We start from the raw sequence: 14,102 nt of genomic DNA on the forward strand, positions 1-14,102 counted from the left end.
GATGGATTTCACACTTCGCCCGGCAGTGGTTGACGACGCCGAAGCCATGACCCGCATGCACATCCAGTCATGGCGGGAGAGTTATGGGCACCTGCTGCCGCCGGAATTTTTCGCGAAGCAGGAAGCTGCCCTGCCCGACAGGATCTACCGCCGCAACGGTTTCGTGCCCGACGGCAAGCGGCAGCTGTGCGATCCCTCGTGGTACTCACTGCCGGAACACCGGATGGTGCGTCCCGCCGTCGGGCTTTAATGTCTGGAGGCCTTGCCTTCAGGCGTGTTCATGGTGGCGCGGCCGGGAACGCTTGGCTGCGCGGGGCGCGGGCAGGAGATGCCGTAGCCGTCCTTGGCGAGTTCCGGGCGCTGGTTGTATGGTGCCGGGGTGTTCAGTCTCCTGGGGCTCCTCCTCGAGGAGGCTGGGCGGTTTGGGAACCCGGGCAATCAATAGGCAGACCACGGTCAGCCAGGCGAACGCGACCGTAAACACCTCCACCCAAACCGAACCCAAAGCTTCCATGAAGAGATCTTATGGCCCATTGGCGCAGAATGCTAAGCATCCTTATTAACTCCTTCGGCGGAACACGATGATGCGCTGCTCCACTAGGCTGGAGCCATGAATCAGGCAGGACGGTTTTAGTGGCCAGACCCGGTAAATCCAGCAAGGCAAGCAAGTCCGCCCGGGCGGGAAGGTCCGCGGTGGGCGTCATTGAGGTGCCCAGCGGCACCCGACCTAACGGCCCCGTAGCAGGCGTCTACTACATCGACACCGGCGACTGCGAGCTGATTCCCGATCCTGATAACAACAATGGTTGGCTCCTGAAAATCAACGGCGTGCTGAGCTCGCATATTGACCTTGCCGATCCGTTGTTCCTTGACTTTGAATACATGCGCTGGATCGCTGCTCTGGTGGAATCGAGATGGCCGCGGGAGACCAGGCCAAAGCTGCGCGCCCTGCATCTGGGCGGGGGTGCCTGTTCGATGGCGCGATACTTCAACGCGGCGTATCCGGATGCGCGGCAAGTGGTGGTGGAGCTTGATGGGAAGCTCGCCGACTACGTCCGTGGCTGGTTCGAACTGCCTAAGGCGCCTTTGTTGCGGATCCGTGTGGGTGAAGCCCGGGAGGTGACCGAGTCCCTAACCCCTGATACCCGGGACCTCATCATCCGGGACGTTTTCGCCGGAGCCTTCACGCCCCGCGCCCTCACTACCCGTGAGTTCAATGCCCATGCCGACTCCGTGCTGGCACCGGATGGCTTATACGTGGTCAACTCGGGCGATGCCCCCGACTTGAAGAACGCACGCGCCGACGCCGCCACCATCGCCGATACCTTTGAGCACACCATGATCATCGCGGACCCCGCCATGCTCAAGGGCCGCCGCTACGGGAATATGATCATGGCCGGCAGCCACGTGCCGTTCGGGGACGATCCAACCCTGGCCCGCAAGCTGCTCGGAGGGGCCGTGCCGGCCCACATCTGGAACGACGCACAGGTCCGGGCCTTCGCCGCAGGTACGCCGATTCGGCACGATCCGGCGCCAGCTTCAACCCAGTAGCTCCTCCCGGCGGCGCTCCGTCTCCTCGCGCAGGGCCTGTACGACGGCGGCCACTGCGGGGCGGCGCATGGAATCCGGGCGGAGGACCATCCAGTAGGGGAGCAGCTCCGCGAAGTCAGATGGCAGGAGCCGCACCAAATCTGCGTGGCGATCAGCCATGAAGCAAGGCAGGAAACCGATGCCGGCTCCGGCTCGAGTAGCTTCCACATGCACGAAAACGTTGGTTGAGCTCAGGCCGTCACGCATGGAGGGGACAAGCCTTCTCGGCGCGTCGAGATCGTCCACCTGCAGCATGGAATCCACAAAGTAGACCAGCTGGTGCTGCGTCAGTTCCTCAATACTGGAAGGCGTCCCGTTGTCTGCCAGGTATGCGCGCGAGGCATACATCCCCAACCGGTACTCGCCCAGTTGGATCGCCTCTGCCCGGTGAACCTGCGGCGTTCCCACCACCACTTCGATGTCCAGGCCCGAGCGCTGCTGCAACGCCCGGCGCGTCACGGTGACGATCTCCACGCTCAGCCCGGGATGTTCCCTTCTCAAACGGGCTACTGCGGGTGCCGCGATATACGCGCTGAAGCCATCCGTTGCGGTCATGCGTACGACGCCGGTAATGGGGTCGGGTGCGCCGTCGCTGGGTCCCAGCGCGCCCACCGCGGCTTCGATCCGCTCTGCGACCAGGACCGCCTCCGCGCCTAACTCTGTCACTTCCCATCCGCCAGCGGCGCGCGCGAGGACGCGCCCGCCCAGTGCCTTTTCCAGCGCCGCTATCCTGCGCGAAACAGTGGTGTGGTTCAGTCCCAAGGCTTGTGCCGCCGTCGTGAATTTTCCCGAGCGTGAAACGGCGAGAAGTATCAGGAGATCGTCCGGATTGGGATTCATATCTGCAATTTTGCACATACTTCGTGCCTCTTTGGTCATTGAGACACGAGGAATCTGCAGTAATACTCAGTGGAGCATTCCGTGTTGTGGATCACAGCGCGCAATAGGGCACTGTCAAAAGGGTCAACGAGGACACTGAGGAGATGGATATGAGCGTAGAGCAGCGCTCCACATCAAGGGCCGGGAAAGAATCCGGCAAGGGCTCCGGCCTGAAGAAGATCGTCGCCGCATCAATGGTGGGCACGGTGGTGGAGTGGTACGAGTTCTTTCTGTACGCCACCGCCGCAACACTGGTTTTCGGCAAATACTTCTTCCCAAGCAGCGGCAACGAGCTGGACGGAATCATCCAGGCGTTCCTGACCTATGCGGTTGGCTTCGTAGCCCGCCCGCTCGGCGGAATCGTGTTCGGCCAGATCGGCGACAAACTCGGCCGCAAGCCCACGCTCCAGCTGACCATCGTGATCGTGGGCGTCTCGACGTTCCTCATGGGCTGCCTCCCGGGCTTCGCCGAGCTGGGTTATTGGGCGCCGGCCATGCTGGTGGCGCTTCGCTTCATCCAGGGCTTCGCGCTCGGTGGAGAATGGGGAGGTGCTGTGCTGCTCGTAGCTGAACACAGCCCCAACAAGTCGCGCGGCTTCTGGTCATCCTGGCCGCAGGCCGCAGTACCCGTGGGCAACCTCCTGGCCACGTTGGTCCTGTTCATCATGTCCACCACCCTCAGCAGCGAAGCCTTCCTCGGTTGGGGCTGGCGCGTAGCATTCTGGCTGTCCGCAGTGATCGTGTTCGTCGGCTACTACATCCGCACCCACGTCACCGAGGCGCCCATCTTCCTCGAAGCCAAGGCACAGGTGGAGGAATCGAAGGCCATCAGCTACGGCGTGGGCGAAGTCATCCGCAAATACCCCAAGGGCATCCTTCAGGCCATGGGTCTCCGCTTCGCCGAGAACATCATGTACTACCTGGTGGTCAGTTTCGCGATCGTCTACCTCAAGAGCGTTCACAAATACGACACGTCATCGTTGCTGCTGGCATTGCTCATTGCGCACGTGATCCACTTCCTGGTCATCCCGCAGGTTGGAAGGCTCGTGGACGCCTGGGGACGCAAGCCCGTGTACCTGGTGGGCGCCATCGCCGGAGCGACGTGGCCCTTCTTCGCCTTCCCCATGTTCGATACCAGGAACGCCGTGATCATCGTGCTCGCCGTGACCATCGGCCTGTGCCTGCACGCCTTCATGTACGCAGGGCAGCCAGCCATCATGTCCGAGCTCTTCCCCACCCGCATGCGCTACTCGGGTGTGTCGCTCGGCTCGCAGGTCACGTCGATCTGCGCCGGTTCCCTCGCTCCGCTCCTGGCTACCCAGTGGCTCAAGGACACGGGCTCATGGCTCCCCACCGCGATCTACCTCGTCGTCGCCTGCGCGATCACCGTCGTCGCAGTCGTTTCGCTCAAGGAAACCAAGGGCATCGCGCTGCAGGACGTGGACGAGGCCGATGCCGTGCGGCACGGGCTTGCCACTTCTCCTGCCGGCGCCGCCGCGAAAGGCTAATTTGATGGACAACTCCTTGAACGGGCGCAAAGCACTGGTGACCGGAGGCGCGAGCGGAATCGGGGCGGCCTGTGCCCGGGCGCTCGCCGCCCGAGGGGCGAAAGTGGTAGTGGCCGACGTCGATGCCTCCGGAGCAGCGGCGCTCGCCGACGAACTGGGCGGCACGGCTTGGACCGTGGACCTGTTGGACGTCGACGCCTTGGCAGCACTGAGCCTCGACTGCGACATCCTGGTCAACAACGCCGGCATCCAGAAGGTTGCGCCGATCGAGGAGTTCGAACCCGTCGAATTCCGGCGCATTCTGGCCTTGATGTTGGAAGCTCCATTCCTCCTCATCCGGGCCGCGCTCCCGCACATGTACGCCAATGGATTCGGCCGGATCATCAACATTTCCTCGGTTCATGGGCTCCGCGCCTCCGCGTACAAGAGTGCGTACGTCTCGGCGAAGCATGGCCTGGAAGGGCTCAGCAAGGTCACTGCTTTGGAGGGTGGAGAGCACGGCGTCACCTCCAACTGCATCAATCCCGGATATGTCAGGACGCCGCTGGTGGAACGCCAGATCGCCGATCAAGCCCGGCTCCACGGCATCCCCGAGGCAGAGGTCCTGGCCAAGGTAATGCTGACGGAGTCGGCAGTAAAGCGGCTGGTGGAGGTTGAGGAAGTGGCGTCGTTGGCGGCCTGGATGGCCTCCGACGACGCCGGTATGGTCACCGGCGCGAGCTACACCATGGACGGCGGCTGGTCGGCGCGGTAACCAGCCTCGCGAGCCCCCGCGAGATGACAGTTGATGCCAATGTTCCGCGCAAACATTGGCATCAACTGTCACTTCGGCGCTGGAAATCAGGCCGTTTCGTCCACGAGCTCGGCGCGGCGCAGGCCACCACCGCGGACCCACAGCTTGTAAGCGACGAACAGCAGGACGAGCCACGTGGCGCCAACATAGAGTGCAACGCGGGTGTCCTCGAAGACCCCGAGAATCACGATCACCATGGCCATGAATGCGATAGTCAGGATGGAGGCTGCCGGCCACAATGGGGAACCAAATTCCGACGCCGGAAGCCCCTTGCGCTTGATCTCCCGCTTCATGGCAACGTGCGAAGCGAGGATCATCACCCACACCCACACGGTGGCGAAAGTGGCAATCGATGCGATGAGCACGAACACGTCTTCGGGAATCACGGCATTCAGCACGACGCCGACAAGCAGGATTCCGCCCATCATCACCACGGTCATCCAAGGGACGCCGTGCCGGGAGATCTTGCCGAAGCTCTTCGGAGCGTGGCCCTGCTGGGCGAGGCCAAACAGGATGCGGCCTGCTCCAAAGATGTCGCTGTTGATAGCGGAAAGGGCAGCAGTGATGACCACGGCATTGAGAATGTGCGGCGCTGCAGGGATGCCCAGGCCGTCGAAGATCTGCACGAACGGGCTGCCGCTGCTGCCGACCTCGTTCCACGGGAAGATGCTCATCAACACGCCCAGGGTCAGTACATAGAACAACAGGACGCGGACCGGCACAGTGTTGACTGCCTGTGGAATGACCTTCTTGGGATCGGCTGCTTCGCCGGCGGTGATGCCGATCGTTTCGATCCCGCCGAACGCAAACATCACGACGGCGAACGCGGCCAGGAGCCCCTCGAAACCGTTCGGGAACAAACCACCATGGTTCACGAGGTTCCCCAGCCCCGGTGCCACGCCACCGCCGTCGCCCGTTTGGAAGCCGAAGACGACGATCGCTGCACCTCCGACGATCATGGCGATAATCGCCACCACCTTGATCAGCGAGAACCAAAACTCGAGTTCACCGAAGACCTTTACGCTCAACAGGTTCATGGCGCCCAGGAACAAGATGATCGCGAGGACCCAGATCCAGCGGTCCACCTGTGGGAACCAGAAGCCCATGTAGATGCTGAAGGCGGTGACATCGGCTATTGCGACGATCGCCATCTCAAACACGTACGTCCAGCCGGTCACGAAGCCTGCGAACGGTCCAAGGTATTTGCTGGCGTACTGGCCGAATGAGCCGGACACAGGGTGTCGGACGGCCATTTCGCCGAGCGCACGCATCACCATGAAGACAGCAGCGCCGCCGATGATGTAGGCCAGCAGGACGGCAGGGCCGGCTTTCTGTATGGCGGACGCAGAACCGTAAAACAGTCCCGTGCCGATCGCGGATCCGAGTGCCATAAAGCGGATGTGACGGACGTTGAGGCCACGGCTAAGTGCCGTACCGGCGGCCTGGAGGACGGTGTCCTTCGAAGCCAGCGTGGTTTGTTGCATGGTAAAACCTTCTCGTCTTTGGGAGGGGATCGCTAACCAGCACATCACTTTTGGCGGTCTTGTGATTGGCCTCACGGGCCTTTGGTGTCTTCGATCGCAGACAGTGCGACAGGAGTCACAGTCGAATCTCAGATACGATGTCCGCGAGGCTCAACCCCGCAGCAGGTGTCCGAAAATATTGACGATTTCCTAACGCGCACAGGGCCTTCCTGTCCTTCACAGGGGCGCCGTTCCTGCGTAACGTCGGGTCCATGGACCCTGTCATCCAGACCGTCGATCTCCATAAGAATTTCGGTCGGGTCAAGGCACTCGACGGCCTTGACCTCGAAGTCCCTGCCGGGCAAGTCCACGGCTTCCTCGGCCCGAATGGTGCCGGGAAGTCCACCACTCTGCGCATCCTGCTTGGCCTGGCACGGGCCTCGTCGGGCAGTGCAAGCGTCCTCGGATTGCACCCATGGGCAGACGCCGTTGAATTGCACCGCCGTGTGGCCAGCGTGCCGGGTGACGTAAGCATTTGGCCGAATCTCTCAGGGGGAGAGACCATTGATTTCCTCTCCCGGCTGCGGGACGGCGGGACGGATCGCGCTGAGTATCGACGCCGCAAGGAGCGTTTGTGCCAGCTCTTCGACTTTGACCCGAGCAAGAAAGGCCGCGCCTACTCCAAAGGCAATCGACAGAAGGTTGCGCTCATCGCAGCCCTCGTTGCCGACGCCGAGGTCTACCTTCTGGACGAACCGACAAGTGGTTTGGATCCCCTCATGGAGGCGGTCTTTACCCGCGAGATTCGCCGGCTGGTCGGTGAGAAAGGAGCTACTGTCCTTCTCTCCAGCCACATCCTCTCCGAGGTGGAGCAGCTGGCCGACAGTGTGAGCATCATCCGCGCAGGCCGAATAGTGGACGGCGGGACGCTCGATTCCCTTCGCCACCTGACGCGTACAGGGATCTCTTTCGTGCAGGACCAGGTGGACCTCCGGGCCCTCCAAGGCCTCGCCCAGGTCCACGATCTCACCTTGGCCGCAGGACGGGTGAAGTTCAGTGCCGATTCGGATCGTGTCCACGAGGTCCTGCCGATTCTTGGTCGCCTGGGCGTGCAGGGCCTGCTGGTCGCTCCGCCATCGCTTGAAGAGTTGTTCCTCCGGCACTACGGCGTTGCCCTTCCACCCCAATCAGAAGAAGCGAAGGCCGACGGCGGCACTCACCATCGGCGCCGCCGCCCGCCCGCCAGGACGGGCCGCTGAGATGAACCGCTTCCTGGATCTGTATTGGCAACGACTCCGCCGCGACCGTTGGCAACTCCTGAGCTGGGTTGCTTCCATCGGTGCACTGGCCTATTTCGCCACAACAGCGGTGGCCTCGGCATATGGTGACGATGCTTCCCGCGCCGAGATCCTGCATATTGCCACGGCCACACCCGCTATCTTGATACTCCGCGGGTTGGTCCGCGGCCCTGCCCTGGACGCGTTCACGTTCTTCCAGATCTTCGCCTTCATCGGCGTCCTGGCCGGGTTGATGAACACGTTCATGGCTGTACGGCATACGCGCGCGGAGGAGGAAACCGGCCGGGCTGAGCTCGTAGCGTCCACTGCAGCGGGCCGATGGATGCCGTTGACGGCGACCGTGATCCATGGGCTCGTGGCGAACGTGCTGGTGGCCGCGGCGGTCGCGTTCGGCTTTATCGCCGGTGGGCTCGACGCCGCAGGTTCGCTCGTGGCCGGTCTTGCGGCCGGAGCCGTTGGATTGGCGTTCCTGACGCTCGGACTGCTTGCGTCCGAATTCATGAGTACCTCGCGCGGGGCAAACGGAGCGGCAGCGGGGCTGGTGGTGGCTGCCTATCTTCTTCGCGGTTTCGGTGACGCGACCGGCGAGGTCAGCGAGGACGGGCTCACTGTAACGGCGGCGTGGCCGAGCTGGATGTCGCCCATCGGCTGGGGACAGCAGACGTTTGCCTACACGGGAAACCGATTGTGGCCACTGCTATTACCGCTGGGTCTTGGCGTCGTATGCGTCTCGCTTACCGCCGTCGTCATGTCCAGGCGCGATGTTGGCGCAAGCGTGTTGGCCGGACGACGAGGCCGTACGGACGCCCGCCGCTCACTCCGCGGAACCTTCGCGCTGGCACTACGACTCCAGCAGGGCGCGATCGTCAGTTGGTGTATCGGCGGGTTTATCGCTGGCCTGCTCACCGGTACGCTGGGCGCTGCCATCCAGCAGGTCAGCATCACGAATTCCTCCGTCACAGTGATTCTCAGGGCCATGATCGAGGCACAAGGAACATCCATGACGCAGTTGGTCACTGCTGTTCTATTTGAAATCGGTGGCATCCTGGCGGCGGCGTGCGGACTCCAAGCCGTTCTGCGATTGAGGCAGGAAGAAGTGGCGGGCACAGCAGAACTGGTACTTTCGGAACCGCTGGGACGCACCCGTTGGTTTGGCAGCTTTCTGGGCCTCGGGGCAGCCTCGGTGGTTCTGGTGATGGTGTTCGCGGCCTTCGGCGCCTGGTATTCATTGCTGGTCTCCGGTGAATCGGCCGTTGAGGTGGGCAACGTGTGGGAAACGGCCGTGGCTCAAATCCCGGCTGCGCTGCTTTACCTGGCGTTGCCGGCTGCGGTTTTTGTTACCTTTCCCCGGGCTACTGTTCCGGTCGGCTGGGCGTTGCTGGCATTGGGCGTGGTGCTGGGTGTCTACGGCGGAATGCTGGGCTTCGACAAGTGGCTCAGGGACCTGTCTCCCTTCACGCACTCGCCAGTGGTTACCAACACCGGAACCGATTGGAGCGGAGGCTTTTGGATGCTCGGGATTGGAGTGGCGCTTTCGCTGTTCGCAGTCGTGGCCGTACGGCGTCGGGAGGTTGGCGCGGTGTGAGCTGCCACGGTCCCAAAGTGGAAGATGAGTCTGGTATTTCAGACACCCAAGTAACGTAATGGTCTGGCGCCACTCGGGCTTAGGGGGCACGCTTGAGTACGGGATACCGGACACTTGTGGTCGATGTCCCTTTCAGCAGTCTCAAGCAATGAGGAACCATGACCACCACGCCACTGGCACCAGGCAAGGCCACGTCCAAGGTCCCTGCCGCCGAAAATACGCTGCGCATCCTGAAACTGTTGGCCTCGCGCCGGGGTCCCATGGCGGCGTCGAACATTGCGACGGCGCTCGGCTTGCCGCGTTCCAGCGTGTACCACCTGCTAGGCGTGATGGAGGCCAACGGCTTCGTCCTCCACTTGCACGAGGAGCAGCGCTATGGGCTCGGCATCAGTGCGTTCGAACTCAGTTCCGCGTATTCGCGGCAGGAACCGCTGTCCCGGCTGGGGCGGCCCATGCTTGCTGCGTTGGTTGATGCGATCGGCGAGAGCGCACACCTGGCTGTCTTGCATGGCCGCGACGTCCTCTACATCGTGGAGGAACGCGCCAAGAACCGCCCAAGCCTGGTGACCGACGTCGGGGTTCGCCTCCCCAGCCACCTCACTGCCTCGGGCCGCGCGATCCTCGCCGCGTTGCCAAAGTCGCAAGTGCGTGCCCTGTACCCGAACGCCGCGGCCTTCACGTCCCGCAACGAAGTGGAATTTCCGATCATGAAGTATTCCGCCCTCTCCTCCCACCTGGACCAGGTGCGGCAGCGTGGCTATGCCACGGAAAACGGCGAGATTACGCCTGGATTCGGCTCCATCGCCGCCGCTGTGACTGACCACGTGGGATGGCCGACGGCGGCAGTCGCCGTCACGTTCCTGGAGGACAAAGTGCCGGCTGAGCAATGGCCGGTACTCGCTGCGCGCATCCGGAAGGCTGCCGACGAACTGTCGGTGAGAATACACGGCCGCCCTGCGGGCTAGCCCGGCCCCAAGGCTTCGCGCTCGACGAGTTTACGGAAGGTCTCCAGCTCACCTCGGAAGCTACCCCGGTAGGATCCCCTGGAGAAAAGCCACGCAAAGATCGCCGGGATAAATCCCCTGGTTTCGAACTCCTGGTGGATGCGCGTGCCATCGCCCTCGGCAGCAAACCGCACATCTGACTCGCCCTTGAGGATCGCATTGCCGAACCGCGTGCGGAAGTGCCAGGGCCGCTCAACGGCGAGGATTTCTGTGGGGCTGGCCATCCGTCCGAACCACACCGTGTAGCGGCTGCCGGCCTGGTCGACTGGGCCGACGCGGTCCGTCACGCGGGTGACTCCGCCGATCCATTCCCGGAACCGATCCGGGTCCGTCCAGGTCTCGAAGACGCGTTCTGGGGGTGCCGCTACGAGCGTCGTCACACGATACGTTGCCATGGCTCCAGCATGCGCTCAATGTCGCGCGAATGCGAGGGTCGGCGCGGGTCTGTAATCCCGGACAGCACCGCTCGAAAAGCCATTCCTGGGGGCTTGCAAAGGGGCTTTAGTAGAAGCAGAAGATCTTTCCACAACACACTTCCCAAAGACGAAGGAGTCATTATGGCACCCGCCGATTTCACTACTGGTGCCCGTCCGGTTAAGGCCGCGCGGGGTACTGAGCTTACTGCCAAGTCGTGGCAGACCGAGGCGCCGTTGCGTATGTTGATGAACAATTTGGATCCTGAGGTTGCTGAGCGTCCTGATGATCTGGTGGTTTATGGCGGTACGGGCCGTGCTGTGCGGTCCTGGGCTGCGTTTGATGCGATCACCCGGACGTTGGAGACGATGGAGAAGGACGAGACTCTGCTGGTCCAGTCGGGCAAGCCGGTGGGTGTGTTCCGCACCCATGAGTGGGCTCCGCGGGTGCTTTTGGCGAACTCGAACCTGGTGGGGGACTGGGCGACGTGGCCGGAGTTCCGCCGCCTGGAGGCCGAGGGTTTGATGATGTACGGGCAGATGACGGCCGGGTCCTGGATCTATATCGGCACGCAGGGCATCCTGCAGGGCACGTATGAGACGTTCGCCGCGGTGGGGAACAAGCTGGCCGCCGCCAGGCAGAACACCGCCGGCCACCCGGCCCCGGCCGCAGCTGGTTCCACTGAGGGTCCTTTGGCGGGGACGTTGACGTTGACTGGTGGTTGTGGCGGGATGGGCGGCGCGCAGCCGTTGGCCGTGACCCTGAACGACGGCGCGTGCCTGATTGTGGACGTGGACGAGACGCGCCTGCGCCGCCGGGCCGGGAAGCGGTACCTGGACGAGGTCGAAACGGACCTGGACGCCGCGATCGCGAAGGTCCAGAAGGCCAAGGCTGAGCGCCGTGGTTGGTCCGTGGGGTATGTGGGCAACGCCGCGGAGGTGTTCCCGGAGCTGCTGGCCCGGCACAAGGCCGGGGAGCTGAGCATTGATGTGGTCACGGACCAGACCAGTGCCCATGACCCGTTGTCCTACCTGCCCGAGGGCATCACCGTGGAGGAGTGGCACACCGAGGCCGAGGCGGACCCGGAAGGGTTCACGAAGAAGGCCCAGGCGTCCATGGCCAGGCATGTCCAGGCGATGGTGGAGTTCCAGGACGCCGGGGCCGAGGTGTTTGATTACGGCAACTCGATCCGCGACGAGGCACGCAAGGGCGGCTACGACCGGGCGTTCGAGTTCCCCGGCTTTGTCCCGGCATATATCCGCCCGTTGTTCTGCGAGGGCCTGGGCCCGTTCCGCTGGGTGGCGCTCTCGGGTGATCCGGAGGACATCGCGGTGACGGACGCGGCGATCAAGGAGTTGTTCCCGGAGAACAAGCACCTGCACAAGTGGCTCGACGCCGCGGCGGAGCGGGTGGAGTTCGAGGGTTTGCCGGCCCGTATTTGCTGGCTCGGGTACGGTGAACGTGCCAAGGCCGGGTTGTTGTTCAACCAGCTCGTGAAGGAGGGCAAGGTCAAGGCCCCGATCGTGATCGGCCGTGACCACCTGGACTCCGGTTCCGTGGCGTCCCCGTACCGGGAGACCGAGGCCATGGCCGACGGGTCCGACGCGATTGCTGACTGGCCGTTGCTGAACGCGCTGATCAATACCTCTTCGGGTGCTACCTGGGTTTCGATCCATCACGGTGGCGGGGTCGGTATCGGCCGGTCCCTGCACGCCGGACAGGTTTCCGTCGCGGACGGCACGGATCTGGCCGCGGAGAAACTCGAACGTCTCCTGACCAACGACCCCGGCATGGGCGTCATCCGCCACGTCGACGCCGGCTACGACCGCGCCGTCGAGGTCGCCAACGAACGCGGCGTCCGCATCCCCATGAACGAAAAGTAGGCAACACAAGTGACTATTACTACCCACGAACCCCTGACCGTTACCCTCGGTTCCAGTGGCGTGACCCCGGAAGACGTCGTCGCCGTCGCACGCCACGATGCCAAGGTGACCATCTCCCAGGAAGCCCTGGATAACGTTGCCAAGGTTCGCGCCCACATCGATAGCCTCGCCACCAGCGACGTTCCCGCCTACGGTATTTCCACGGGTTTCGGCGCACTGGCCAACCGCCACATCCCCAACGATCTCCGTACCCAGTTGCAGAAGTCGCTCATCCGCAGCCACGCTGCGGGGATGGGGCCGGCCGTTGAACGCGAAGTCATCCGCGGCATCATGTTCCTGCGGGCCAAGACCCTCGCCTCGGGCCGCACGGGCGTCCGTCCCGTGGTGCTGCAGACCATGGTGGACGTCCTCAACGCAGGCATCACCCCGCTGGTCCGCGAGTTCGGTTCACTCGGCTGCTCCGGCGACCTTGCCCCGCTGTCACACTGTGCCCTGGTGCTGATGGGCGAAGGCGAAGCAACCGGTCCCGACGGCGAACTCTACGGCGTCCCCGGGAAGCAAACTGTTGCTGAGCTGCTCGCGCAGCACGGCATCGAGCCGGTAACGCTGGCCGAAAAGGAGGGCCTGGCCCTCGTCAACGGCACCGAAGGCATGCTCGGCATGCTGCTGATGGCCATCGCTGACATCCGCATGTTGCTCGCGACGGCGGATGTCACCGCCGCGCTCAGCGTCGAGGCTCTGCTGGGCACCGACCAGGTGTTCCTGCCGGAACTGCACGCAGCCCTGCGCCCGCACCCCGGCCAGGCTGCCAGCGCGGATAACATGCTCCGCGTGCTGTCCAACTCGCCGATCGTCGCATCCCACCGGATCAACGACACCAAGGTGCAGGACGCTTACTCGCTGCGCTGCGCTCCGCAGGTTGCCGGTGCAGTCCGCGACACCGTGGACCACGCCGCACTGGTGGCGTCCCGCGAACTCGCCGCTGCGATCGACAACCCGGTGGTCCTCCCGGACGGCCGCGTCACGTCCAACGGCAACTTCCACGGCGCGCCCGTGGCTTACGTCCTGGACTTCCTGGCAATCGCCGTCGCGGACCTCAGCTCCATCGCTGAACGCCGCACGGACCGCATGCTGGACCCGGCCCGCTCGCACGGTCTCCCGGCATTCCTCGCCGCCGATCCTGGCGTCGACTCCGGCCTCATGATCGCTCAATACACGCAGGCCGGCCTCGTCTCGGACAACAAGCGCCTGGCCGTTCCGGCATCCGTGGACTCCATCCCGAGCTCCGCCATGCAGGAAGACCACGTGTCCATGGGCTGGCACGCGGCCCGCAAGCTGCGCAAGGCCGTGGAGAACCTCCGCCGCGTCCTGGCAGTGGAGCTGGTCACCAGCGCCCGCGCCATCGACATGCGTACGCAGATGTCCGACGGCGCGCTCACCCCGGGTCCGGCCGGTACCGCTGTGCTCGAGGTGCTTCGCGAAGTGGTCCAGGGACCGGGCACCGATCGGTTCCTGTCGCCCGAACTCGAAGCGGCTGACCGCCTGGTTGGCTCCGGTGCGGTCCGTGCGGCCGCCGAATCCGCCGTCGGGAACTTGGCCTGACGTCGAATAAAACGCTCATTTGATGGGCAAATTTGTCACGTCCCGGAAATTGTTCGCAACGCAATCTCCGGGGCGTGACAAAT

Annotated in this window: 12 protein-coding genes; 9 read left to right on the forward strand and 3 right to left on the reverse strand. The window is 63.6% G+C overall.

Features of this window, described 5'->3' with window-relative positions:
* The first annotated feature begins 1 nt into the window (after position 1).
* Together ACZ5G6_RS01785 and ACZ5G6_RS01790 are read left to right on the forward strand one after the other, a co-directional pair.
* On the forward strand, positions 2-250 hold the full coding sequence (locus ACZ5G6_RS01785; protein ID WP_498689002.1) for a hypothetical protein: 249 nt from the start codon (positions 2-4) through the stop codon (positions 248-250).
* A gap of 458 nt (positions 251-708) precedes the next feature.
* Positions 709-1,551, forward strand: coding sequence for a spermidine synthase (locus tag ACZ5G6_RS01790; RefSeq protein WP_498691721.1), 843 nt, complete (start codon positions 709-711; stop codon positions 1,549-1,551).
* Here the strand turns inward: ACZ5G6_RS01790 and ACZ5G6_RS01795 are convergent.
* On the reverse strand, positions 1,540-2,430 hold the full coding sequence (locus ACZ5G6_RS01795; protein ID WP_498689003.1) for a LysR family transcriptional regulator: 891 nt from the start codon (positions 2,428-2,430) through the stop codon (positions 1,540-1,542). The two genes, ACZ5G6_RS01790 and ACZ5G6_RS01795, sit on opposite strands and share 12 nt — an antisense overlap.
* A gap of 149 nt (positions 2,431-2,579) precedes the next feature.
* On the opposite strand from ACZ5G6_RS01795, the gene ACZ5G6_RS01800 reads away from it, so the two are divergent.
* Together ACZ5G6_RS01800 and ACZ5G6_RS01805 are read left to right on the forward strand one after the other, a co-directional pair.
* Positions 2,580-3,977, forward strand: coding sequence for an MFS transporter (locus ACZ5G6_RS01800; protein WP_498689005.1), 1,398 nt, complete (start codon positions 2,580-2,582; stop codon positions 3,975-3,977).
* A gap of 4 nt (positions 3,978-3,981) precedes the next feature.
* Positions 3,982-4,731, forward strand: coding sequence for a 3-hydroxybutyrate dehydrogenase (locus tag ACZ5G6_RS01805; protein ID WP_223935500.1), 750 nt, complete (start codon positions 3,982-3,984; stop codon positions 4,729-4,731).
* A gap of 86 nt (positions 4,732-4,817) precedes the next feature.
* Here ACZ5G6_RS01805 and ACZ5G6_RS01810 read toward each other — a convergent pair whose 3' ends face one another.
* Positions 4,818-6,254: an amino acid permease gene (locus ACZ5G6_RS01810; protein WP_498689007.1), complete on the reverse strand. Its 1,437-nt coding sequence runs from the start codon at positions 6,252-6,254 to the stop codon at positions 4,818-4,820.
* A gap of 251 nt (positions 6,255-6,505) precedes the next feature.
* Between ACZ5G6_RS01810 and ACZ5G6_RS01815 the strand changes: the two genes are divergently transcribed.
* From ACZ5G6_RS01815 to ACZ5G6_RS01825, 3 genes are all read left to right on the forward strand, one after another.
* Complete coding sequence (locus ACZ5G6_RS01815) at positions 6,506-7,492, forward strand: ABC transporter ATP-binding protein (RefSeq protein ID WP_498689010.1); 987 nt, start codon at positions 6,506-6,508, stop codon at positions 7,490-7,492.
* A 1-nt stretch (position 7,493) separates the two neighbouring features.
* Positions 7,494-9,116 (forward strand): ABC transporter permease, encoded by a 1,623-nt coding sequence (locus ACZ5G6_RS01820; RefSeq protein ID WP_498689012.1) that lies wholly within the window; start codon positions 7,494-7,496, stop codon positions 9,114-9,116.
* Between the two features lie 158 nt (positions 9,117-9,274).
* Complete coding sequence (locus ACZ5G6_RS01825) at positions 9,275-10,081, forward strand: IclR family transcriptional regulator (protein WP_223935504.1); 807 nt, start codon at positions 9,275-9,277, stop codon at positions 10,079-10,081.
* On the opposite strand, the gene ACZ5G6_RS01830 is transcribed toward ACZ5G6_RS01825, so the two are convergent.
* A complete protein-coding gene (locus tag ACZ5G6_RS01830; protein WP_223935505.1) occupies positions 10,078-10,515 on the reverse strand; it encodes an SRPBCC family protein in 438 nt (145 codons plus the stop codon). The genes ACZ5G6_RS01825 and ACZ5G6_RS01830 overlap by 4 nt on opposite strands.
* A 162-nt stretch (positions 10,516-10,677) precedes the next feature.
* On the opposite strand from ACZ5G6_RS01830, the gene hutU reads away from it, so the two are divergent.
* Both hutU and hutH read left to right on the forward strand, forming a co-directional pair.
* Positions 10,678-12,417, forward strand: coding sequence for a urocanate hydratase (gene hutU / locus ACZ5G6_RS01835; RefSeq protein ID WP_498689016.1), 1,740 nt, complete (start codon positions 10,678-10,680; stop codon positions 12,415-12,417).
* A 9-nt stretch (positions 12,418-12,426) separates the two neighbouring features.
* Positions 12,427-14,019, forward strand: a complete 1,593-nt coding sequence (gene hutH, locus ACZ5G6_RS01840) for a histidine ammonia-lyase (RefSeq protein WP_223935507.1) — start codon at positions 12,427-12,429, stop codon at positions 14,017-14,019.
* Positions 14,020-14,102: the final 83 nt, after the last annotated feature.

This window comes from Arthrobacter sp. TmtSoilC51, assembly GCF_055388015.1.

Coding starts and splice junctions, on each gene's coding strand:
- ACZ5G6_RS01785 (WP_498689002.1), top strand. CDS start 2: ATGGATTTCACACTTCGCCCGGCAGTGGTTGACGACGCCGAAGCCATG.
- ACZ5G6_RS01795 (WP_498689003.1), bottom strand. CDS start 2,430: ATGAATCCCAATCCGGACGATCTCCTGATACTTCTCGCCGTTTCACGC.
- ACZ5G6_RS01800 (WP_498689005.1), top strand. CDS start 2,580: ATGAGCGTAGAGCAGCGCTCCACATCAAGGGCCGGGAAAGAATCCGGC.
- ACZ5G6_RS01805 (WP_223935500.1), top strand. CDS start 3,982: ATGGACAACTCCTTGAACGGGCGCAAAGCACTGGTGACCGGAGGCGCG.
- ACZ5G6_RS01810 (WP_498689007.1), bottom strand. CDS start 6,254: ATGCAACAAACCACGCTGGCTTCGAAGGACACCGTCCTCCAGGCCGCC.
- ACZ5G6_RS01815 (WP_498689010.1), top strand. CDS start 6,506: ATGGACCCTGTCATCCAGACCGTCGATCTCCATAAGAATTTCGGTCGG.
- ACZ5G6_RS01820 (WP_498689012.1), top strand. CDS start 7,494: ATGAACCGCTTCCTGGATCTGTATTGGCAACGACTCCGCCGCGACCGT.
- ACZ5G6_RS01825 (WP_223935504.1), top strand. CDS start 9,275: ATGACCACCACGCCACTGGCACCAGGCAAGGCCACGTCCAAGGTCCCT.
- ACZ5G6_RS01830 (WP_223935505.1), bottom strand. CDS start 10,515: ATGGCAACGTATCGTGTGACGACGCTCGTAGCGGCACCCCCAGAACGC.
- hutU (WP_498689016.1), top strand. CDS start 10,678: ATGGCACCCGCCGATTTCACTACTGGTGCCCGTCCGGTTAAGGCCGCG.